The following is a 20,884-nucleotide window of genomic DNA, read 5'->3' as shown; positions in this document are numbered from 1 at the left end:
AAATAATAAGGAGCACACCCTCGTATGCGTTCTACAGCGCTATCTCGTCCGCTATTGCTTGTGGTTGTTGGCCTGTTGCTCGGCTTGGCGCCGTTAACCTCGGCCCAGGCTGTCAGCTCTCAGGAACAGGTTCAGGTGCAGGCCAGTCGGGTCACCAGCAGCCTGATGCTGTTACGTGGCGAAGGTTTCCAAAAGAAACATCAGGAAGCCCTAGAGGCCGATCTGCAGGCGCTGGCCGCCGCCGTGCAGAGTTTGCCGCAAAGCAGCGATGGCCTGCGTAGTGCCCATCAGGAACTGGTGGTGCAGATTCGCCGTGGCGTGGGCTTTGGCCCGAATGAGGATGACATGCCCTGGCGCTACCCCGAAGAGCTCAGCAAAGCGCTGCTCGGTGTGCTGGAACATACTCGCCCACTCGCCAGCCCAGGTGACAGCGAGTTGGCCGCCAAGCTCGAATACCTCGCGGTGCAGTACCTCAGCCGTGCCTACTTCGGCAATTTTGAAATCGCCCGCGAGCAGCCCGATAACTACCTCGGCCAGGACGAACGCAAGATTGTGCCCTCGGTTGATCAGCACCTGGCCGCGCTGGACGGTAAAACCAACCCGCAGATTGGCAAGCTGAAAACCCGCTGGGACTACCTCAAGGCCGCGCTGGTCGACCTCAACAGCCAGAGCAGCGCCTTGCAAAGTGCCTCAGGCCGACCCTTTGCGCCGCTCACCGTGTATCGCCAAACGCGCGCATTTACCAATCAATGGATGGCGATGTACTAAGTCTGCTTACGATCTGCTGCGCATATACCGGCTGCGAGGTTTGGCTGTGCTGCAAACCGCCCCGGATTACATCCGGGCTACCAAGGCTTGGCCACCTTAGGCGGTGGCCTTTTTCTCGCGAATACAGGTTGGCCCGGCGCGCTCGACGATGGCCTGTTCCACTTCTTTACGCAGGCCCAGCAGGAAGGCTGCTTCGGCGGCGACAAACAGCGGGCCAACCAGCAGCCCCATGATGTCGTCGACAAACGCCGGTTTGCGCCCTTCGTAGTAATGGCCGACAAACTGGATGATCCAGCCGATCACGAACAGGCCGAGGCCACTGCTTAGCCAGACTGCTGTTGATTGCACGGCTAGCCCAGCAGCGGCCCACAAACTGAGTGCCAGCAGCAGTGCCATAAGCAGGCCGAAACGCCGGTCTAGGCGCAGGTAGAATGCCCCGGCTGCCAACGCCACCAGCAGGGCTGGCGAAAGCCATAGACCGAGAACCTCAACGCCGGGGCGCGAGAGCAGCACCGCAACGGCCAGAACGATCAGTGGAATACCGATAAAGTGGCTGAGAATATTGCGTTGGTCGCGGTGATACGCCGCGTATTGAGCCAGATGGTCGACCAGGGTTTTCATTATTGTTTTCCTCACGCAGACAGGTGCTCAGCATGAACCCGGTTACGCGCGCGGCACTGTCAGCTAGCCGACAAACCAGGAGCGACCCATGAGTGATGCCAGTTGTTATCAGGCGCGTTTACGCGAGGGCAACTGGTTTAACGCCCTGCCTGCTGAGCTGCAGGCGGCGCTATTGGCGAGTGCCCAGGTGCAGCAGCTAACTGCGGGCCAGGTGCTGTTTCGCCGTGGTGATAAACCCTGCGGCCTATATGCCGTGGTTGAGGGTGGCATGCGCATTGGTGCGGTCAATGCGGCCGGCAAGGAAGCGCTGCTGACCCTGGTTGAACCGCCCTATTGGTTTGGCGAAATCTCCCTGTTCGACGGCCAGCCGCGTACCCACGATGCCTTTGCCGAAGGGCCTACGACGCTGCTGCTGGTGCCGCAAGCGCGCTTGCTGGCGCTGCTCGAACAACAACCACAGCACTGGCGCGACTTCGCCCTGCTGATGAGCCAGAAGCTGCGCCTGGCGTTTAACGCCCTGGAAGAAATGAGCCTGCTGCCCGCCGCCCCGCGCTTAGCTCGGCGGCTCCTGTTGATTGCCGAGAACTACGGCGAAGGTGAACCGCGTCGGGTCATTCATCTGCCGCAGGAACAGCTGGCGCTGATGTTGGCGATCTCCCGGCAAACCACCAACCAGATTCTCAAGGAGCTCGAAGGCCAGGGCATTTTGCGCCTGACCTACGGCGAGATTGAGATTCTCGACCTGCTGCAGTTACGCAAAGCCTCTCAATAATCCGTGCCCGGCTGTTTCGCGGCTAAAGCCCCTCCCACAGGAACGCTGAGGATCCGTGGGGGGCTTTAGCCGCGAAAAATGATGGTTTAACGCAGCTTTTCCAGCATCTGGTAGTACCACATACCGGCGGCCAGCATCGGGTTGCCGAACACATCACCCAGCGGCACCTTGATGTGCTTGCAGGCGGCGAAGGTGTCGTAATGGCCCATGGTGCCGGTCAAGGCGTTGGCCATGATCTCACCCATGATGTGGGTGGTGGCGATGCCATGGCCGGAGTAGCCCTGGCAGTACCAGACGTTGTCCGAGAGCTTGCCCAACTGCGGGATACGGTTTATCACGATGCCCATGGCACAGCTCCACTGGAAGTCGATATCGACGCCCTTGAGCTGCGGAAAGGTCTGTTCGATACCGGGGCGCAGCTCGGCGGCGATATCGCGAGAGTCGCGACCCGAGTAATTGCAGCCGCCGCCAAACAGCAGGCGACCGTCAGCGGTCATGCGGTAGTAATCGAGGACAAAGCGGCAGTCGTACACGGCCAGGTCTTGCGGGTTGATTTGCTTCGCTAATTCACCCAGCGGCGCGGTGGTGACGATGCCGCCCATGGCCGGGAAGATCATGCCCTTGAGCTTTTTCGGCTCTAGCTTGTGGTAAACGTCGCCGGCCAACAGCACCTGTTTGGCATTGATCCGGCCGCTAGCAGTTACCACTGCCGGTTTGGCACCGTGAACAATCTCCAGCACCTCGGAGTGCTCGAAGATCAGCGCGCCCAGGCTGGCGGCGGCTTTGGCTTCACCGATACACAGATTTAGTGGGTGCAGGTGCATATTGCGGGTGTTCTTCAACGCGCCGTTGTACAGGTCGCTGGCCAAGTGGCTGCGCACGCCGGCGCGGTCAAGCAGGGTGACATCGTCGGCCATGCCGCGGCGCACAGCTTCAGCGTAGGTGGCTTCCAGTTCGTGCATGTGCACCGGCTTCATCGCCGCGTGCAGGTGGCCGTGCTTGAGGTCGCACTGAATGTCGTACTTGGCCACGCGCTTTTTAATGATCTCGTGGCCGCGCCAGCGCAGGTGCCAGATAAAGTCTTCGACTTCCTCGCCGAGGGTGTTGCGCATCTGCTTGGTCATCGCCGCATCGCCCGACAGGCTGCCGGTGACCTGGCCACCGTTGCGCCCGGTGGCGCCCCAGCCAATCTTGTTGGCCTCGACAATCGCCACTTTCAAGCCGCGTTCGGCCAGCTCCACGGCGGACGCTACGCCGGTAAAACCGCCACCGATGATCACCACATCGACGCTGACCTCACCTTGTAAGGTCGGGTAGTGGGTTTCTTCATTGAGGGTGGCGCTGTAATAGGACGGGCAGCGTTCGGCAACAGGCGTCACGGCTTGGCTGGCGGCATTCATTGCGGTGTTCCTTGTTCGATATTGGGCACACTGGCCCAAGGCAGCCTGGTTAAGCACCGAGGCTTTTTGGCGCGCCGGTTAGGCGGCATGGTCTGGTTCGGCTCAGGCAGAGTCTGGCGGCCGCGCGTGCCGGCAGTGCCAGAGCGCCCAGAAGGCGCGCTGTGAATAGCGGGTGCCTGTGCGCAGCAACAGGGCCGGATAGAGAAGTGAGTAGCTCATGAGGCAGGAGACTCGCACGCTGAAGAGCTCCGGTTAAATCATATTTCAGGCACGTTTATGTTCGCGGTGACTAAACATTGTGTGCCGTCACGCTAAACCGCAGGCATGTAGAACGTTCGTAGGTTCAATAAGAGGGCTGTGAGGTTTGCAAACCGAGCTTGTTTCGCTGCGTGCGTGACACGTCTGGTTAATAAATTAATGCCTTAGTGTTCGTTTTTGTGCCGTTCTGCGGCTTTACTTCAAGGCAGCCGCGCAGAGGAGTGACGCAGTTGTACACGTCCCATCTTGAACCGCAGCAGTTGCTCCGCACGCTACAGGACGTAACGCCTTGCTATTTTTTCTGCTGGTCATTTAGAAAGTCGCCGATCAGCCGAAGATGCAAGAACAAGAAACTGCACCCTCATGGTGGTCACATGTTTGGTAAACAGCTGAAACAAGAACTGGAAGCGTTGCGTGAAGTGTACGCACGTACTCGGCAGATCAAAGAGTCGCTCTGCGAAGAAATGTTGGTGTTGGACCTCGACCCCAAAGGTCAGATTACTGACGTGAACGAAAACTTTCTTAGTGAAATGGGCTACCGCCGCGAAGACCTGATTGGCCGTGATGTTAGAAGTCTGCTCCCTGATTCGTTTAGAAAGGAGCCCAATTACGCGTTGCTGATACAGGCTCTGGAGCAGGGCAAGCACTTAACAGGGGCGTTTCGGTTACTTAGCGCTAATGGCAAAGCAGCCTGGCTGCGCTCTATCTGGCAGCCGTTGTATAACAGCCGAAAGCAACTTCTGGGATTTACCGTTAACTCCTCCAATCTGACCCGTACCATTGAAACGTCTAAAGAGCATGAGGGGTTGATCAACGCCCTAATCCGTTCGACTGCGGTTATCGAGTTCGATCTTCAGGGTGAGGTGTTGACGGCCAATCAGCGCTTTCTCGACACCATGGGTTATCGTCTGGAACAGATCAAAGGTAAGCATCACCGCACCTTCTGTGAGCCGGAAGAGTACAACTCCCCGGCGTATCGTGATTTCTGGGCCAAGCTTAATCGCGGCGAGTACATTGCTGATCGCTTCAAGCGTCTCGACAGCGCCGGTCGCGCGGTCTGGTTGGAGGCCTCTTATAATCCTGTCTACGATGCGTATGGCAACTTGTACAAAGTGGTCAAATTCGCCACGCCAATCACCGATCAGGTGAAGCAGGAAGAGGCTGTCGCCGAGGCTGCAACGATTGCCTACAGCACCTCACAACAAACCGACGCGACGGCGCAGAAAGGCACCGCAGTGGTTAGCCAGACGGTAGAGGTGATGCGCAGGATTACCCATCAGGTGCAGGAAGCGTCGGAAGGCATCGAGGCGTTGGATAAGCAGTCGCAGCTGATCAGTACAATCATCAAAACCATTAGCGGCATTGCTGACCAAACCAACCTGCTGGCCCTCAATGCGGCCATTGAAGCCGCCCGCGCCGGTGAGCAAGGCCGTGGTTTTGCTGTGGTAGCCGACGAGGTCCGTAGCCTGGCCGCCCGCACCAGCCAGGCAGCAAAAGAAATTGTCGAAGTGGTGCAAAAGAACCAGGCTCTGGCCCAGGCTGCTGTAGAAAGTATGGCCAGTAGCCGCGTGCAGGCTGAGCAAGGCTTGAGCCTGGCCAATGAGGCTGGCTCGGTCATCGTCGAAATTCAGGATGGCGCGCAGCGGGTGGTCGATGCCGTCGGGCAGTTCGCCAGCCAGCTGAAAAGCTAAGGCACAGGGTAAGCCACAGCATTTCCCCATCCGGTAACTGTTGTCTCGGCAGAGGCGGTAGTGTGCGACCTATTGCTGGGGTTGAGCGTCGAGCATATTAGCCAGCACGCGCTCAGCGTGTTTGGCGCAGGCCATGCCCTCTGGCTTGCTTTCGATGGTGGCGATGATGGTCAGCAACTGTGCCTTGTTCTGTGCCAGGCGCTGCTGCATAAGCTCAATTTCGCCGATCTTGCGCCGCAAGCTGATCACTAGTTCATCATGAGCCAAGCCCTGTGAGTCCGCTTGCGGCAGCAGGCGGCGGATCTCGTCCAGGCTGAACCCGGCCTGCTGGGCGCAGCTGATGATGCCCAGAATCTGCACCGCTTGCTCTGGATAGTGGCGATAACCGTTGGCCTGGCGCTGGGCATTGATCAGCCCGCTGGCTTCGTAGAAACGGATGCGCGAGGCGGCGAGTCCAGTGCGTGTAGCCAGTTCACCAATCTTCATGTTCTTCATTCCGGGTCTTGACCTTAAAGCCGACTTTAACCTTAGGCTTGCGGCATTGACCATCCCGGAGTTCTCCATGAGCGCGTTCGAAGCCCTGCAATTGCCCAACGGCAGCGTTATCCCTAATCGTATTGCTAAGGCGGCGATGGAAGAAAACATGGCCGACGCGAGCCTAGGGCCGTCTGCTGAGCTGCTGCGGCTTTATCAGGCCTGGGCTGAAGGCGGTACAGGTTTGCTGCTGACGGGCAATGTGATGGTCGACCGTCATGCCATGACGGGGCCTGGTGGCGTGGTGCTGGAGGATGAGCGGCAGCTGGATAAATTCCGCGAGTGGGCGCGCATCGGCCGAAGCAGAGGTGCGCAGATCTGGATGCAGCTCAATCACCCGGGGCGGCAAATGCAGGCCAACCTCGGCCAACAGACTGTCGCGCCCTCTGCGGTTGCGCTGGAATTAGGTGGCCTGTCGAAGATGTTCCCGCTGCCCAAGGCGCTCGATGAGGCGCAAATTCATGCGTTGATCCAGCGCTTCGCGCGCAGTGCGCAGTTGGCCGAGCAAGCCGGCTTTAATGGTGTGCAGATTCACGCGGCGCACGGTTATTTGCTCAGCCAGTTTCTTTCGCCGTTGAGCAATAAGCGTACGGACAGTTGGGGTGGCTCACTGGAAAACCGCGCGCGGTTATTGCTGGAGGTGCTCAAGGCTGTGCGCGCGAGCGTTACGCCGGGCTTCAGCGTTGCGGTCAAACTCAACTCGGCGGACTTCCAGCGTGGCGGCTTTGCAGAGGCTGATGCCAAGCAGGTGGTGCAACTACTCAATGAGCTGGCAGTGGACATGGTTGAGTTGTCCGGTGGCAGCTACGAAGCACCGGCTATGCAGGGTGATTCGCGTGATGGCCGGACGTTGGCACGTGAGGCGTACTTTCTGGAGTTTGCCGGCGAGATAGCTGCCGTGGCGAAGATGCCGATCATGGTCACGGGCGGTATTCGCCGTTTGCCGGTGGTTGAGCAGGTCTTGGCCAGCGGCGTCGCCATGGCCGGTATCGGCACGGCGTTAGCCATTGAGCCGGCATTGCCCAAGCAGTGGCAGGCAGGGCAACGCGAGGCCCGCGCTGAACTGCCGCCGATTCGCTGGAAGAGCAAGGTGTTTGCTTCGTTGGCGTATATGGCTGCTGTGAAGTTCCAACTGCGCCAGCTCAGCCGAGGTAAACGCACCAATGCCCAGGTCTCACCGTTGCGCGCTTTAATAGTGGAGCAACTGAAAACCGCGCGGCGTACGCGACTCTACAAACGCTTGATGGCCAGCCTTGGATAGGGTCTGTTGCCGTTTCAGTCGCGGCCACGCGGCTCGCGATGAAACGGTAACAGACCCTAATTTGCCAGGTGCCCGGTTTTTACCCAGATCAGGCAGCCCTGTTCACTGAACGGGGTGTGCTGCGACAGGTGCGGGCTGCGTAGCCAGCTGCCGGCGGGGTAGTCACCGAGCTCATCTTGAAAGGTGCCTTCGAGCACCAGAATCTCTTCGCCACCCCAATGCCGGTGCGCGTTGAAATAGGTACCCGGCGCCCAACGGACCAGCGCCACATGCTCGGTGCCATGCTGATGCAGCGGCAACACCTGCAGACCCGCAACCAAGCCTTGTCGCCACTCGGCGCGGTTGCTGTCGACGACGACGTGCTGATCATCTGCTGCAGCAAACTGCATGAGTTTTACGAAGATCGTGCAGCCATCGCGGCTGAACGGCGCGTGTTGGCTGCCAATCGGGTTACGCACATAGGTGCCGGCCGGGTAATCGCTACGCTCGTCGGAGAACACTCCTTCCAGCACCAGAAATTCCTCGCCACCCGGGTGCTGATGCGCGCTGAAGTGAGAACCAGCGGCATAGCGCACGATGGAGGTCGCCCGCGCCACTTCCTCTCCGACCCGGTCGAGCATGCGCCGCTCCACGCCGAGCATAGGCGATGCGACCCAAGGGCTATCGTTCGGGCGGACCAGTGCGCGTTGGCGGAAGTCGGCGTTGAGTTGCATGTTCGCAGTGATCTCTGGCTGGCGTTTAACTTACGTGGGTTCGGTGATAGCCGAGTTAAAGCGTGTATGCCAGCCAGATTAGCGCTTAGTGGCTTTTTAGCAGCTTGATTAGCGCTTCGGCGGTGGCATCCGAGGAGCCCGGATTCTGCCCGGTGATCAGCAGGCCGTCGACCGCTACGTGGCTGTGCCAGTCGTTGCTGCTGCTGTAATGGCCACCGTTGGCGATGAGCATGTCTTGCACCAGGAAGGGCACCACTTCGGTGAGCTGCACTGCAGCTTCTTCGCTGTTGCTAAACCCGGTAACTTTTTTGCCGCTAACCAGCGGTTTGCCGTTGGCTGCTTTCACATGGCGCAGCACCCCTGGCGCGTGGCACACCGCCGCCACTGGCTTGTTTTGCGCCTGGAAGTGTTCGATCAGGGCAATGGAGGTACGGTCCTCAGCCAAATCCCATAGCGGGCCATGGCCACCTGGGTAGAACACCGCGTCGAAATCCTCGGCCTTTACCTGGCTTAAGGGCAGGGTGTTGGCCAGCGCCTGCTGCGCTGCCGTGTCTGCCTTGAAGCGCTCGGTGGCGGGTGTTTGCGCGTCGTCGGCGTCGCTTTTCGGGTCGAGCGGTGGCTGGCCGCCCTTGGGCGAGGCCAGGGTCAGTTGTGCACCGGCATCTTTGAATACGTAATAGGGCGAGGCGAATTCTTCCAGCCAGAAACCGGTCTTGAGCCCGGTGTCGCCCAGTTGGTCGTGAGAGGTCAGTACCAGCAGAATCTTCATCGCGTGCTCCTTGAGGGCGGATGGCCCATAAATGGCGTACAGCTTAAGAGCTTCAGCACGGTCCGATAATTCAAAAGATATTTCTGGTTATCCCGTCCGCGCACTCCGTCAGTGCCAGAGTAGGGTCGGTTGGGCACGGCAACGCGTGTACAAGCCTTGCCTGTGCCTTGGATGAGACGTTTAGGGCTCTGGCTTGTAGCCCAGACGCAAACCACCCCAATGGCGGCCCTGAACCATGATTGGCACCGACAGGTCGTGCATCAGCTCGCCGGTGTCACGCATATAGGTTTGCAGCAACAGGGCCTTCTTATGGCTGCCACAACGGATGCCGGTGCGGTCGTTGAACAGGCGCTTGCTGCGGCTCTTGAGGGTGTCCACGGCGCGGTCACCGGTAGGCGGATGATTGAAGGCATTGTTGTGGGTCGGCACATAGCCTTCTGCGGTGCAGGCGATGGCGAACACCATGCCCTCATGCTGGCTTAGCAGTGGTTCCTGAATGCTCGGTAGAACCTGATCGGCATAACTGTCGAAACGGGTTTGGTACTTGGCCGGGAAGCTGCCGGCAATCGGCTGGTAGTGGCGGTCGAACAGGTCGCTAGCGTTGATTCGGCCAGCCTTCAGGTCGTTTTCGAACTGTGCGCTAATTTGCCCGGCAGCGTCGCGCGCGAGGTTATAGATGCGCTGGTGATAGTCGTCCAGGCCAACTTCAGCGAGTTGTTCGCTGATGCTCTCCGCCTGGCCGACCAAGCGTTCGGCCGCACTGCTGAGCTGGCGGGTCTGGCCTTCGCTGTCGCCGACATCACTGCGCAGCTGACCAACCGCTACTGACAGTTCGGCCAGGCGCTCGTGGTTTTGCCGAGTACCGCTGTCGATCTGCCCGACCTGGCTTTCGACCTCTTCGGCCAAACTGGCGATGCCCTGCAATTGCTCGCCGGTGTGCTCGACCTGCGCCGCCGCCTTCGTCAGCTGCTCGGCCTGTTGTTGCATATGGCTGACCACTGCGGTGCTCTGTTGGCGGATATCGCTGACGATCTGCCCGACTTCCTCGGTGGCGCTGCTGGTGCGCCCGGCCAGGTTGCGCACCTCATCGGCGACCACAGCAAAGCCCCGGCCGAGCTCACCGGCGCGGGCTGCTTCAATGGCGGCATTAAGGGCCAGCAGGTTGGTTTGGCTGGCAATCGACTGGATCACCTGAGTAACTTTTTCGATCTGCTCCGTACGGCTGCTCAGGCCATCAATCAGCTCGCGGCTGGTGGCCGTCTGTGCGCTTAGGTGCTGCATGGCCTCGATGGCTTCACGCAGTTCTTGCTGGCCGCTGTTGCTGTTCTGCCGCACGTTTTGCGCGGCCAAGAGGGTTTGCTCAGCGCGCTGGGCGTTGTCCTGCTCGGTATGGGTGATGGCCTCGGCCGCTTGGTCGATCTGCTCGGTGGCGGCCAACTGCGATTGCAGCCTGCCCGCCAGTTGCCCGGCTGCATGGGCCACCTCAGCGGCAGCCAAGGCGTTGTGGCAGGTTTGTCGCGATAAATTTTGGCTGAGGCCGTTGAATGATGCGCTTGCGGCCTCGGTATGCACGGAGGCTTCTTCATGCTGGCGTTGCCAAGGCCCCAGCCAAGGCCACAAGGCCAGTAGGAGGAACGACGGAATGCTGATAAACCAGGGCATCTGCAGCTGCTGATAGGCCAGCATCAACCCAGCCAGCCCGCTGGCATGTAATAGGCATGCCTTGGGGTAGGAAATAAATGCAGAACGCATGAAAAACCTCATTATTTTTATTCTGCTCGGACTCTCACCAGAAACTGCCTGTAGCGCACCGCCAGAAAGTGCTCGGGCCATGCCTGCTGGAGCGTACGTGCGTGCAGTTGTATCTGTCTGCTTAGGCCATCGGCTGCTAGCGGCGGATCTGTAGACCATAGCGAGTGTCGCTCCCTGTAGCCAACCTTACCTGAGGGATTGATTCGAGCACTCATGGCTACTGTAGACCATGGCACTTTGGTCGCAGGTGAGATCATCCCAAAGCGTCTGTTTAAGCCTGCTGGTCACAGTACAACCATGGACTAAATGGCCGTTACAGGCGATGGCGCTGGATAAAGCCTCTATCGAGAAAGTCTTTCCAGCGTCCGTAAAACTGGCCGCCAGCGCTGTGTCCGTGCCAGTCCAGCAAGGCTCCGCCGTCGCCGGTGGCGAGCAGGGCCAGGCTCTGTCGTTGTGGCCGGTAGCGCTTGAGCGGTAACCCGCGCAGCACAGCACTTAGGTTGGCTGCCAGCACCGAACCTTGGCGCACCGCATAGACGCCACTGCGGCGGGCACCGGGCAAGCTGGCACAGTCGCCCACGGCAAAAATAGTTGGGTGGGTGTAGCTCTGCAGTGTTGGCGCAATTAATACAAAGCCCTGTTCATCGCAGCCCAAACCGCCGTGCGCTGGCCAGGCAAACGCCTTGGCACCGCTGGCCAGTAACAGGCGCTGTCCGCGCCAGACTGGTTCGTCACCACTGATCAGGCAGTCGTCCGCAATACGGCTGATTGGGCAGTCTTCGCGTACCCACACACCACGCCGGCGTAAATGACCAAGGGCACGTAAGCGCAAGCCAGCAGACAGCCCATCGAGCAGATGGCCGGCGCTAAATAGGGTCAGTTGCGGGACTTTCCCCGTTAGGGCTAGCGCCAGTTCGACCCCGGCCGCGCCGCCACCGAGAATCGCCATGGGCTGCGGCGTGTTTTGCCACTGCTGCCAGCCATCGAGAAACTCGGCGAAGGGTTTAACGGCCAGTACCTGCATGGCGTCACCCTGCTGTTGCGGCACGCTGATCTGAGCACCGACATTCAGCGACAACCAGCTGGCATTGAAAGTGCGGCCATCAATCAGCTGCACTTGCTGCTGGGCGGCGGACAGGCTCTCTACCGGGCTGATGATCAGTTCGACTTTGGCTGCGCGGCACAATGTCTGCAATTCGATCTGGCAATCGTCTGCCTGGTGCCGTCCGGCCAACAGCCCCGGCAGCATGCCGGAATACCAGGCCACCGGACCGGCACTGAGCAGGGCAATACGCCCCGGCGGCCGTTCGACCAATGCCCAGCGCCGCAGCACCCCGAGGTGGGCGTGGCCGGCACCGATCAATAGCAGGTCATAGTGATGAGTCACGCCAGGCTTCCATGGATTGCGCTGCAACAGTGCCCGTATGGTAAAGACTTCGGGGCGCGGCTGTCGCCCGGCGTGGCGGTTTTTTATGCGGTTGCCGGGTTGGTCGGATCTCTCACGTCGTGACTGGGGTTGAACACGGTTAGGCAGGTGACGCTGCTGGCGCGCGGCTAGGCACCATCAATAAACAGTTGTGCGGTCATGCATCGCCTAAAAACGCAGGGCTAGGCCAGGCTCGGGTGGGCAGCAAACCAGGTATCAATCAGTTGCCGCATGCGCTCGCCGGAAAAACTGGCAAAGTGACCGCCATGCACAGCGCGCACCGGCAACTCGCGCAGACGTGCCAGGCTGCGGGCGTAGTCGTCCAGATTGGAGTGGTAGGCGTCTTCGATCAGCGGACCGTCGTAGAGTATGTCACCGGAAAAGAGCGTCTGCGTTTGCGCCTCCCACAGGCTGATGCCGCCCGGTGAGTGGCCCGGTGTGTGCAACACCTGCAGCACCCGGTTGCCCAGGTCCAATACATCGCCTTCCTCAATCAGGCGGCTGGCCGGGGCCGCCCGCACGCGATACTCGGCGTAGCACAGTGGGCAGTCCGGGTGCGCCTCGAACATCTCGTCGCCGACAAAATCCGTCGCCAGGGTGTTGGCACCGTCCGGTTTGGCGAGAATATCGGCTTCGGCTGGGTGTACCAGGCGCTCGGGAAATTCATGGTGGCCGGCGATATGGTCGAAGTGGCAATGGCTGGCGACCGCCAGCAAGGGCTTCTCAGTGAGCCAGGGCAACTGCTCGCGCAGGCTGACCAGGCCGGAGCCGGAGTCGATCAGTACATCGCGCTCGCGGCCTTGGATATGCCACATATTGCAGCGGTAAAAGGGCCGCACATAGGGCTCGTGAATCAGCTGTACGCCATCATCCAGGCGGCGGACCTCAAACCATTGGTCGCGTGTAACGATTTTCATACCTGGCCCTCAACACTGTGGCGGGTCAACCCCGCCACGCTTTTTCAACCTAGGCCAGCTGCGCCTTAGGCACCAATACCCAGCGACGCAGGATGGCATAGCTGGCGGCGGTGATCAGAAACACCGGCAGCGAGGCACCGAAGTCCAGTGGCGCGACCCAGCCCCAGTAATAGGCCAGCACAGCACCCACGCCATAGGCAGCAAAAGCAGCGGGATTGCAGCCGCTGATATAGCGATAGCGGCCACCGTCTTCGCTCATCAGGTCGGCGACGTTGTACTGGCCTTTGTGGATCAAGTAGTAATCAGCGATCAGCACGGCGAAGGCTGGGATAAATACGCTGCCGATGACCAGCAGGAAGTTCTGGAAGTTATCGAGGATGCCGGGGATCTGTGAACCCAGAATCGACAGCACACCAATCACCAGTGCCGGCTTCCAGAATGCAGTCTTGGGGCTGATGTTGAGGTACGACAGCGAGGCGCTGTACACGCACATCACGTTGGTGGTCATCACCGAGAGGAACACCACGATCGCCGCCGGCAAGCCGAAGCCGAAACCGGCCAGCAGCACGGCCGGGTCGTAGGTTTGCTCCATGCCACCGAGTACCGAGAAGCCTGACACCGTGGCACCCAGGCCCATAGCCAACAGGGTTGCAGCGACATAACCGACCCAGGTACCGACGGCGGCTACGCCCTGAGTGCGGCAGTTGCGATTGTAGTCGGCGGCCAGGGGAATCCAGGAAAACGCGGTGGCGATAACGATGTCGAAGGCGACGCCAGGGGTGATGCCGTTACGTGGCTCCACCGGCATGCTCAACAGGCTGCTGAACTCGAACTTCTGCCCCATTACATAGAACACCGCGCCGGCCAGCAGCAACATGCCAATGGCGGCCCAACGTTCGACCCGCTCGATGCCCAGATGGCCGCGCAAAGCGATCATCAGCACCAGCGCTTCGCAGAGGATGGTGAACAGCGGCAGGTTGGAATAGCCGGTGATGTGCTCGATGGCAAAGTTCAGGCTCATGCCAGCCAGCAGCGCCTGAATCCAGCTCCAGGCCAGCAGGGTCAGCAGATTGACCAGCGAGGGTAGTTTCGCGCCCTGCGGGCCATAGCTGCCGCGCGCCAGGACCATGGTAGTCAGGCCGGTGCGCTGGCCCATAAGCCCCACCAGAACCAACGGCAGAATGCCGATGGCCGAGCCGAGCAGGACGATCAACATGGCCTGCATAAACGGCAGGTCGGGCACCAGCAGCATGCCGGTGAGGATGGTGGTGACGACCACGTTGGCACCCAGCCAGAGCGCGGTGGTGCCGCTCAGGCCGAGGCTGCGATGGGCTTGGTCAGTGGGCGCAAGGCCGTCCTGACCGAAGTAGCGGATTAGGTTCTTGAACACGCGGGTTACTCCCCTGATTGTTGTGCTTATTGGTTAAGTGGCTGCGTGGCAGTTACGGCAAGTGTTTCAGGCTGTGCGCGTCGGTCTTAGCCAGTGGGCATCAGCGATAGGTGTTCGTGGCAGGCCAGCCAGCGACGGCTGTCGGGCTGCCGGCGAAAGACAATGGTTTCGCGCTCCTGGCTGTGCAGTTCGCTGCCGGCGATACGCAGGTGGGTGCTGACTTCATGAATAAAAATTGCGCAGTCGCCCTGCAGGCTCAGCAGCGGCTTGCTGGAGCTGCAGGCCAACACGACAAAGCCTTCGGCCTGCCAAGTGGCCCAGAGCCGGCGATAGGCGTCGAGGTCAGGCAAGACCGTGGCGCAGCTATGGAAGACAAAGCTGGCGTCCTCGCTGAACGCCGCGAAATACGCCGCGCTGTCGTTGCTGGCAAAGGCGGTGACCAGCGCGGCGGCGGCCTGCAATACCTCTTGCTGGTCGTCGCATGGCGCGGGTGTAGGTACGACTGGGCTAGCGTTAGTGAGCATGACGGCCTCTGTTGGGGTGATGAGTGTTTTTCCAGCCCGTTCAGGGATGGAACGGCGCTTGCTCCAGCACTTCGATAATCAGCGGACGGTCGCTCGGCGCGCCGCGCAACAGTTCGCTCAGGTGGGCGTGATCGCGGGCGCGTTCGGCGGCGCAGCCAAAGCCACGAGCGATGGCCAGCAGGTCCGGGGTGTAGATATCAACGGCAATGGGCTCGATATCACGGCGCTGCATATAGCGCTTGATCTCGCCGTAGCCAGCGTTGTTCCACAGCAGCACGATGATGCCGACCCCGGCTTCCACGGCGCTGGCGAGTTCCGGCAGGGTGAACTGCATACCGCCATCGCCCATCAGGCTGATCACCGGTCTCGTCGGCTCAGCCAGCTTGGCGCCGATGGCTGCCGGCAGGCCGTAGCCGAGGGTGCCGTAGCCAGTGGACGCGTTGAACCAGCGCCGTGCGCCGTCCAGCTCAACCAGGTGGTTGCCGCTGTAAACGGTTTGGGTTGAGTCGCCGACAAAGCGGGCCTCGGGCAATACCTCAAGGATGGTGTCGAACAGCTGGCGGTAATGTGCCCAACCGCTGAAGTCTTCGCTTAGCTGCGCCTGCACCGCAGCGGTACGTAAAGCACCGGGGCTGTTCTCGCGCAGCTCGGCGGGGTTGAATTCGGCCAGCAGCATGCGCATCGCCAGGCGCGCATCGCCCTGAATGGCCAGGGTTGGAGCGAAATTGCGTTGCAACTGTTGGGCGTCGATATCAATGCGGATCAGTGCACCGCCCAGCTTGAAATTGCCGTCGAACACCACGTCGTAGTCGGTTTCGCCCAGCTCAGTACCGATCGCCAATACTACGTCGGCTTCCAGCGCTAGTTGGCGTACGGGCACCAGCGACTGGTTACTGCCCAGCAGCAGCGGGTGTTCAGGCGGCAGCAGCCCTTTGGCATTGATGGTCAGCGCGGTGGGCGTATCCAGCGCGGCGGCCAAGGCGCGCGCTTCTGCCTGTGCGGTGACGCAGCCACCGCCGAGTAACAGTAGCGGCCGATTGGCGTTTTTCAGCAGGGTCGCGGCTTCGCGGATCAGCGTGCGATTGGGGGCGGGACGCTGAATGTTCGGTTTTACCTGTACGCACATATGGCTGGCGTCGGCAGTGATGATGTCCAGCGGCAGCTCGATATGCACCGGGCGCGGGCGCTCACCTTCGAATACGGCGAAGGCACGGGCCAGAACTGCAGGCAGCTCTTCGACGCTCATCAGGGTGTGGCTGAAGGCGCTGACACCAGCGGTCATCGCGCGCTGGTTCGGCAGTTCGTGCAGATAGCCTTTGCCCAGGCCTAGGCGCTCGCGTTCGTTGACGCTGGAGATCACCAGCATCGGGATCGAGTCGGCGTAAGCCTGGCCCATCGCCGTGAGGATATTGGTCATGCCAGGGCCGGTGATGATAAAGCACACTCCAGGTTTACCGCTGACGCGGGCATAACCGTCGGCCATAAACCCTGCACCCTGTTCGTGGCGCGGGGTGATGTGGCGAATGCCGCTGGTGGGCAAGCCGCGATAGAGCTCGACGGTATGTACGCCGGGAATGCCGAACACCTTATCGACGCCCCAGGCTTCGAGCTGTTTGACGAGAAATTCGCCGCAGGTGGTCATGTCATCTAATCCTCTGCCGTTGTGCAGGCGCGGCTCACGCCTGCGCCTATCACCTAAAAACTATTCAGCCGACAATTCAGGGCGCCATCAGCGCTGCTGAACACCCGGCAGTACGCAGAGCATTTCGTAGAGCAGGTTGGCGCCCAGCAAGGAGGTATTGCCGGTGGTGTCGTAGGGTGGCGAGACCTCTACCAGGTCGCCGCCAATCAGTTGCAGGCCCTGGCAACCACGAATGATCTCTATCGCCTGGATGGTGGTCAGGCCGCCAATTTCCGGGGTGCCGGTGCCAGGTGCCCAGGCCGGGTCGATACCGTCGATATCGAAACTCAGGTACACCGGACCGCCGCCGACCTTGGCGCGCACTTCTTCCATCAGCGGAGCCAGGGATTTGTGCCAGCACTCTTCTGCCTGAACCACGCGAAAGCCCTGCTTGCGGCTCCAGTTGAAGTCCTCGGCGGTGTAGCCCTGGGCGCGCAGGCCGATTTGCACCACGCGGTCGCAATCGAGCAGGTCTTCCTCGACGGCGCGGCGGAAGGTGGTGCCGTGGGCAATCTTCTCGCCGAACATATGGTCGTTGACGTCGGCGTGGGCGTCGATATGCACCAGCCCGACTTTGCCGTGCTTCTTCTTGATGGCCCGCAGAATCGGCAGGGTGATGGTGTGATCACCGCCCAGGGTCAAGGGGATGATGCCCAGGTCGAGAATCTCGTCGTAGGCCTCCTCGATGATGCGGATGGCCTCGGCCATGTTGAAGGTGTTGATCGGCACGTCACCGATGTCGGCGATATTCAGCGAGTCAAACGGCGCGGCACCGGTGGCCATGTTGTAAGGGCGGATCATCACCGACTGGGCACGGATCTCGCGAGGGCCGAAGCGGGTGCCGGAGCGCAGCGAGGTGCCGATATCCAGCGGCACGCCGACGAAGCCGACGTCCAGCTCACGTTTCTCTTCGGGCTTCTGGATATGCGGCAGGCGCATCATGGTGGCGATGCCGCCAAAGCGCGGCATCTCGTTGCCGCCCAGGGGTTGGTGCAGAATCTTGTCCATGACAGGGCCTCAGGCTCGTTGTGGTTGTGACCAGATTCTTGGCCACGCGGGGATTGGGAAAAATCGGCAGGGGCAAAAACTTAGTTCAGGATTGCCTGAACTTAAGGTCTAGGCCCCGTGCTACGGGTATTTCAGTCACGGTACGTTGGGTCCAGGCGATCCAGTTTGCGCAGCCAGGCCTGCCACAGCAGCTGGCGTTGCCATTCGCTGCCCTGTAACTGCTCGCAGGCATGCCGAGACAGGTGCGCGGGAATTTCGCTGCAGGCCTGGCCACCGCCGGTGGCGGCGAGCTGGATCTCGCAGGCGCGGTTCAGGTAGTACATGACATAGAAGGCATCGGCGACGCTGGCACCGACGCTGAGCAGGCCGTGGTGGCGCAGCAGCAGGGCGATGTTGTCACCTAGTGAGGCTTGGATACGCGCGCGTTCGTCCAGGTCCAACGCCACGCCTTCGTAAGCGTGGTAGCCAAGCCGGTCGTGAAATTCGGTGCTGATCTGGTTGAGTTGCAGCAGCCCCGCGTCCTGCGCGGCCACCGCCATGCCGGCCAGGGTGTGGGTGTGGATTACGCAGTGGGCGTCCTCGCGGGCCATGTGTACCGCGCTGTGGACGGTGAACCCGGCGACGTTGTAGTCGGCGTGGCCCTCGACCACCTGCCCGTGCATGTCCACCACGATCAGGTCGCTGGCGCGGATCTCCTCGAAGAACAGGCCGAACGGGTTGATCAGAAAACGCGGTGCGCCGTCACCCGGCAGGCGCACGGAGAAGTGGGTGTAAAGGGTGTCGTCCCAGCCGAACAGCGCGGCCAGGCGATAAGCCGCCGCGAGGTCGCGGCGCAGGGTGGCGATGTTGTTCATGCGCTCTCCAGGCCGATAAACCGGCGCACGCGTTGGTGGTCGCCGCTGCGGATATCCTCGGGCGAGGCGTCGAGCTGGACGTGACCGTCCTCCATAAACAGCACGCGGTCGGAAATCGACAAGGCGAAGTCCATCTCATGGGTGACGATCAGCATGGTCATGCCTTCGCGAGCCAGGTCGCGGATCACCGCAAGCACGTCGCCGACCAGCTCCGGGTCGAGGGCCGAGGTGGGTTCGTCGAACAACATGATGTCCGGCTTCATCGCCAGCGCACGGGCGATGGCCACGCGTTGCTGCTGGCCGCCGGATAATTGGTGCGGGTACTTGTCGGCATGGGCCAGCAGGCCGACCTTGTCGAGTAGGGCCAACGCTTCATTGCGCAGGGTCGCGGCGTCGGCCAGGCGGTGATAGCGCGGGGCGAGCAGCACGTTATCGACAATGGTGCGGTGCGGAAACAGGTTGAAGCTCTGGAACACCATGCCGATGCGCCGCACGCCTTGGCGCTGGCGGCGGTTGTCGGGGTGGTCGCCGGCCTGGATGAAGGTTTCGCCGAACAGCACAATCTCGCCCTGGTCGATCCGCTCCAGGCCATTGACGGTGCGGATCAGCGAGGTCTTGCCGGAGCCGGATGGGCCGATGATGGAGATCACCTCGCCGGGGCGTACGGCCAGGTCGACGCCCTTGAGCACCTCATGGCTGCCATAGGCTTTATGGATAGAGCGCAGGCGCAAGGCATCCGGGGTGCCAGGGCGGCTGGTGTAGCTGGGCGCGGTCTGGGCGCTGGGCAGCTGGCTACGCAGGCTGGCGAGCAGGTCATCATTGAGGGCGTTGGGTTTGCGCCGGCTCAGGTCCAGGGAGCGTTCGAGGTACTGCAAGCCCCAGCCGAACAGGCTGACGATCAGCACGTAGTACACCGCCACCGCCCCGAGGGTTTCCAGCACCAGGAAGTTTTGTGCATAAAGGCGCTGGCCAACCAGTAGCAGCTCGCTGAGCGAGATCACCGAAACCAGTGACGTCAGCTTGACGATGGTCACGTACTCGTTGGTCAGGGTTGGCAGGGCGATGCGAAACGCCTGCGGCACCACGATCAACCGTTGTGTTCCCAGCGTGCTTATGCCCAGCGCACGCGCGGCTTCACGCTGCCCTTTGGCCACCGAAAGCAGGCCGCCTCGGTGGATTTCCGCCATGTAGGCCGCCTCGGTCAGCACCAGGGCGAGCAGGCCGGCGAAGAACGGATTGGACAGCAGCGCGCCACTGGCGGGCAGCAGTTGCGGCAGGTTGTAGACAAAGATCAGCAGTACCAACAGCGGCACGCTGCGAAAGAACCAGACGTAGACAGCGGCAGGCGTGCTGACCCAGCGATTAGTCGCCTGCTTGGCGCTGGCCAGGCCGAAGCCGAGCAGCAAGCCGATCAACCAGGCCAGGGTGCTGAGCTTGACCACCGTCCAGCAGGCTGACCAGAAGGCTGGCAGAGAAAACAGGGAGAAAAAGTAGTTCCACTCGAACGACATATAGGGCACCTGTGACGCAAGCCAGATAGGCGGTTAGCCAAGGTAAAAGCTGGCTTGCGGGGTGATAGGGCATGACACAGCAGCGGTCGTTGGAGGGGCTTTCGGCGCGGGCATCCTGCCGCGCTATCAACTGCATCCATGCAGTCGTAGCCGCTACGGTTCGCCACTAAAGTGCCTCCCACGTGGGCTTAGGCTTCTTCTAAGTTGTATTTCTTCAGCAGCTTGGCGTATTCGCCACTGGCCTTGAATTGCTCCAGTGCGGCCTTCAGGGCATCAAGCAATTGGCTATTGCCCTTCTTCACGTAGATGCCCAGAACTTGCGGATAGATCGAGCCCTTGGAGCTGATGGCAATGCGTCCGCGCGCTTTCTCAACAATCAGCAGCGAGGCGGCGTCGATTTCCAGGTGGGCCTGGATGTGGCCCGAAAGCAGGGCCTGGGAGGTCTCGGCGGTGGTCGGGTATTGGTTGATGGTGATGGCACCAGCGCCGTGCTCTTTGCAGTAACCCTCGGAGACTTTTTCCAGCGCCGGAATCCACGAGGTGCCTTGCTGCAGGCCAACGGTCAAGCCGCACAGCTCCTCAGGCGTGGCTGGTTTTTTCTCAGCATCGGCACGCACCATGATCGCTGCGCCCGTTTTGGCGTAGGGGATGGCGTCGGCTTTCTCCAAGCGCTCGGGCAGGATGTACATGCCGGAAATGATGGTGTCGAAGCGGTTAGCGTCCAGACCCAGAATCAGGTTGGGGAAGCGCGTGTCGCTGAAGCTGGCGGTCAGCCCCAGTTGCTTGGCCAGGGCGGTAGATACCTCCGGGTCGAAGCCCATCACCTTCTCGCCTTCGTAGTATTCAAAGGGCGGGTAGGAAATCTCCATGCCCACTTTCAGCTCGCCGCTGGCGAGGGTTTTCGGGGCGTCGGCGGCCACAGCGGTGCCGAGTTGCAGCAGGCCCGCCAGGGTGCAGGCGGCTAGGGCGGTACGGTGCAGCGGGGTACGAATTGCCATTGTGGTTATCTCCGGGTCAGGTTTTGTGTTGGCAGT

19 protein-coding genes and 1 pseudogene are annotated in these 20,884 nt (G+C 60.9%); 5 read left to right on the top strand and 15 right to left on the bottom strand.

From position 1 onward, the window contains the following. Positions 1-24 precede the first annotated feature (24 nt). The gene (locus VCA57_RS04605; RefSeq protein ID WP_411183784.1) at positions 25-768 is read left to right on the top strand and encodes a hypothetical protein; all 744 of its coding nucleotides are present in this window, start codon (positions 25-27) and stop codon (positions 766-768) included. Positions 769-864: 96 nt separating this feature from the next. Here the strand turns inward: VCA57_RS04605 and VCA57_RS04600 are convergent, their stop codons facing one another. Beyond that, on the bottom strand, positions 865-1,389 hold the full coding sequence (locus VCA57_RS04600; RefSeq protein WP_411183783.1) for a DUF962 domain-containing protein: 525 nt from the start codon (positions 1,387-1,389) through the stop codon (positions 865-867). Positions 1,390-1,477: 88 nt separating this feature from the next. Here VCA57_RS04600 and VCA57_RS04595 point away from each other — a divergent pair, with 88 nt between their 5' ends. Further along, the gene (locus VCA57_RS04595; protein ID WP_411183782.1) at positions 1,478-2,161 is read left to right on the top strand and encodes a Crp/Fnr family transcriptional regulator; all 684 of its coding nucleotides are present in this window, start codon (positions 1,478-1,480) and stop codon (positions 2,159-2,161) included. An 86-nt stretch (positions 2,162-2,247) separates the two neighbouring features. Here the strand turns inward: VCA57_RS04595 and VCA57_RS04590 are convergent, their stop codons facing one another. Then, a complete protein-coding gene (locus VCA57_RS04590) occupies positions 2,248-3,561 on the bottom strand; it encodes an NAD(P)/FAD-dependent oxidoreductase (protein WP_411183781.1) in 1,314 nt (437 codons plus the stop codon). Between the two features lie 632 nt (positions 3,562-4,193). Between VCA57_RS04590 and VCA57_RS04585 the strand changes: the two are divergent. Beyond that, positions 4,194-4,970 (top strand): annotated as a pseudogene (locus tag VCA57_RS04585) (PAS domain-containing protein); the annotation flags it as partial. Next, positions 4,965-5,510 (top strand): methyl-accepting chemotaxis protein, encoded by a 546-nt coding sequence (locus tag VCA57_RS04580; RefSeq protein WP_411183820.1) that lies wholly within the window; start codon positions 4,965-4,967, stop codon positions 5,508-5,510. The pseudogene VCA57_RS04585 and the gene VCA57_RS04580, both read left to right, overlap by 6 nt. A 69-nt stretch (positions 5,511-5,579) precedes the next feature. On the opposite strand, the gene VCA57_RS04575 is transcribed toward VCA57_RS04580, so the two are convergent. After that, the gene (locus VCA57_RS04575; protein ID WP_411183780.1) at positions 5,580-5,996 is read right to left on the bottom strand and encodes a MerR family transcriptional regulator; all 417 of its coding nucleotides are present in this window, start codon (positions 5,994-5,996) and stop codon (positions 5,580-5,582) included. 76 nt (positions 5,997-6,072) lie between these two features. Between VCA57_RS04575 and VCA57_RS04570 the strand changes: the two genes are divergently transcribed. Beyond that, a complete protein-coding gene (locus VCA57_RS04570; RefSeq protein ID WP_411183779.1) occupies positions 6,073-7,305 on the top strand; it encodes an NADH:flavin oxidoreductase/NADH oxidase family protein in 1,233 nt (410 codons plus the stop codon). 56 nt (positions 7,306-7,361) lie between these two features. On the opposite strand, the gene VCA57_RS04565 is transcribed toward VCA57_RS04570, so the two are convergent. The 12 genes from VCA57_RS04565 to VCA57_RS04510 all read right to left on the bottom strand — a co-directional run bounded on the left by VCA57_RS04565 (position 7,362) and on the right by VCA57_RS04510 (position 20,848). Then, the gene (locus VCA57_RS04565; protein WP_411183778.1) at positions 7,362-8,018 is read right to left on the bottom strand and encodes a cupin domain-containing protein; all 657 of its coding nucleotides are present in this window, start codon (positions 8,016-8,018) and stop codon (positions 7,362-7,364) included. Positions 8,019-8,103: 85 nt separating this feature from the next. Further along, entirely contained in the window at positions 8,104-8,787 is a 684-nt protein-coding gene (locus tag VCA57_RS04560; protein ID WP_411183777.1) for a type 1 glutamine amidotransferase domain-containing protein, read from the bottom strand. Between the two features lie 180 nt (positions 8,788-8,967). Beyond that, positions 8,968-10,449 (bottom strand): methyl-accepting chemotaxis protein, encoded by a 1,482-nt coding sequence (locus VCA57_RS04555; RefSeq protein WP_411183819.1) that lies wholly within the window; start codon positions 10,447-10,449, stop codon positions 8,968-8,970. A gap of 403 nt (positions 10,450-10,852) precedes the next feature. Further along, positions 10,853-11,926 carry an FAD-dependent oxidoreductase gene (locus tag VCA57_RS04550; protein WP_411183776.1) on the bottom strand — a complete coding sequence of 358 codons (1,074 nt, stop codon included), beginning with the start codon at positions 11,924-11,926 and terminating at the stop codon, positions 10,853-10,855. A gap of 221 nt (positions 11,927-12,147) precedes the next feature. Continuing rightward, positions 12,148-12,882, bottom strand: coding sequence for an MBL fold metallo-hydrolase (locus VCA57_RS04545; RefSeq protein ID WP_411183775.1), 735 nt, complete (start codon positions 12,880-12,882; stop codon positions 12,148-12,150). Positions 12,883-12,931: 49 nt separating this feature from the next. Next, complete coding sequence (locus VCA57_RS04540; RefSeq protein WP_411183774.1) at positions 12,932-14,272, bottom strand: purine-cytosine permease family protein; 1,341 nt, start codon at positions 14,270-14,272, stop codon at positions 12,932-12,934. Positions 14,273-14,358: 86 nt separating this feature from the next. Next, a complete protein-coding gene (locus tag VCA57_RS04535) occupies positions 14,359-14,796 on the bottom strand; it encodes a YybH family protein (RefSeq protein ID WP_411183773.1) in 438 nt (145 codons plus the stop codon). A gap of 40 nt (positions 14,797-14,836) precedes the next feature. Next, entirely contained in the window at positions 14,837-16,438 is a 1,602-nt protein-coding gene (locus VCA57_RS04530; RefSeq protein ID WP_411183772.1) for a 5-guanidino-2-oxopentanoate decarboxylase, read from the bottom strand. Positions 16,439-16,525: 87 nt separating this feature from the next. Then, positions 16,526-17,485: an agmatinase gene (gene speB / locus VCA57_RS04525; protein WP_411183771.1), complete on the bottom strand. Its 960-nt coding sequence runs from the start codon at positions 17,483-17,485 to the stop codon at positions 16,526-16,528. Between the two features lie 131 nt (positions 17,486-17,616). Then, positions 17,617-18,339 carry a class II aldolase/adducin family protein gene (locus VCA57_RS04520; RefSeq protein WP_411183770.1) on the bottom strand — a complete coding sequence of 241 codons (723 nt, stop codon included), beginning with the start codon at positions 18,337-18,339 and terminating at the stop codon, positions 17,617-17,619. Continuing rightward, positions 18,336-19,850 (bottom strand): amino acid ABC transporter permease/ATP-binding protein, encoded by a 1,515-nt coding sequence (locus VCA57_RS04515; protein ID WP_411183769.1) that lies wholly within the window; start codon positions 19,848-19,850, stop codon positions 18,336-18,338. Before VCA57_RS04515 ends, VCA57_RS04520 begins: the two co-directional genes overlap by 4 nt. Before the next feature lie 188 nt (positions 19,851-20,038). Beyond that, positions 20,039-20,848: an ABC transporter substrate-binding protein gene (locus tag VCA57_RS04510; protein ID WP_411183768.1), complete on the bottom strand. Its 810-nt coding sequence runs from the start codon at positions 20,846-20,848 to the stop codon at positions 20,039-20,041. Between the last annotated feature and the right edge of the window lie 36 nt (positions 20,849-20,884).

The organism is Pseudomonas sp. (assembly GCF_046581935.1).
Classification (GTDB): Bacteria; Pseudomonadota; Gammaproteobacteria; order Pseudomonadales; family Pseudomonadaceae; genus Aquipseudomonas.
This window is presented reverse-complemented; position numbering and strand designations above follow the sequence as displayed.

Coding starts and splice junctions, on each gene's coding strand:
- VCA57_RS04515 (WP_411183769.1), bottom strand. CDS start 19,850: ATGTCGTTCGAGTGGAACTACTTTTTCTCCCTGTTTTCTCTGCCAGCC.
- VCA57_RS04575 (WP_411183780.1), bottom strand. CDS start 5,996: ATGAAGATTGGTGAACTGGCTACACGCACTGGACTCGCCGCCTCGCGC.
- VCA57_RS04545 (WP_411183775.1), bottom strand. CDS start 12,882: ATGAAAATCGTTACACGCGACCAATGGTTTGAGGTCCGCCGCCTGGAT.
- VCA57_RS04565 (WP_411183778.1), bottom strand. CDS start 8,018: ATGCAACTCAACGCCGACTTCCGCCAACGCGCACTGGTCCGCCCGAAC.
- VCA57_RS04530 (WP_411183772.1), bottom strand. CDS start 16,438: ATGACCACCTGCGGCGAATTTCTCGTCAAACAGCTCGAAGCCTGGGGC.
- VCA57_RS04510 (WP_411183768.1), bottom strand. CDS start 20,848: ATGGCAATTCGTACCCCGCTGCACCGTACCGCCCTAGCCGCCTGCACC.
- VCA57_RS04520 (WP_411183770.1), bottom strand. CDS start 18,339: ATGAACAACATCGCCACCCTGCGCCGCGACCTCGCGGCGGCTTATCGC.
- VCA57_RS04590 (WP_411183781.1), bottom strand. CDS start 3,561: ATGAATGCCGCCAGCCAAGCCGTGACGCCTGTTGCCGAACGCTGCCCG.
- VCA57_RS04605 (WP_411183784.1), top strand. CDS start 25: ATGCGTTCTACAGCGCTATCTCGTCCGCTATTGCTTGTGGTTGTTGGC.
- VCA57_RS04595 (WP_411183782.1), top strand. CDS start 1,478: ATGAGTGATGCCAGTTGTTATCAGGCGCGTTTACGCGAGGGCAACTGG.
- VCA57_RS04560 (WP_411183777.1), bottom strand. CDS start 8,787: ATGAAGATTCTGCTGGTACTGACCTCTCACGACCAACTGGGCGACACC.
- VCA57_RS04570 (WP_411183779.1), top strand. CDS start 6,073: ATGAGCGCGTTCGAAGCCCTGCAATTGCCCAACGGCAGCGTTATCCCT.
- VCA57_RS04555 (WP_411183819.1), bottom strand. CDS start 10,449: ATGCCCTGGTTTATCAGCATTCCGTCGTTCCTCCTACTGGCCTTGTGG.
- VCA57_RS04535 (WP_411183773.1), bottom strand. CDS start 14,796: ATGCTCACTAACGCTAGCCCAGTCGTACCTACACCCGCGCCATGCGAC.
- VCA57_RS04600 (WP_411183783.1), bottom strand. CDS start 1,389: ATGAAAACCCTGGTCGACCATCTGGCTCAATACGCGGCGTATCACCGC.
- speB (WP_411183771.1), bottom strand. CDS start 17,485: ATGGACAAGATTCTGCACCAACCCCTGGGCGGCAACGAGATGCCGCGC.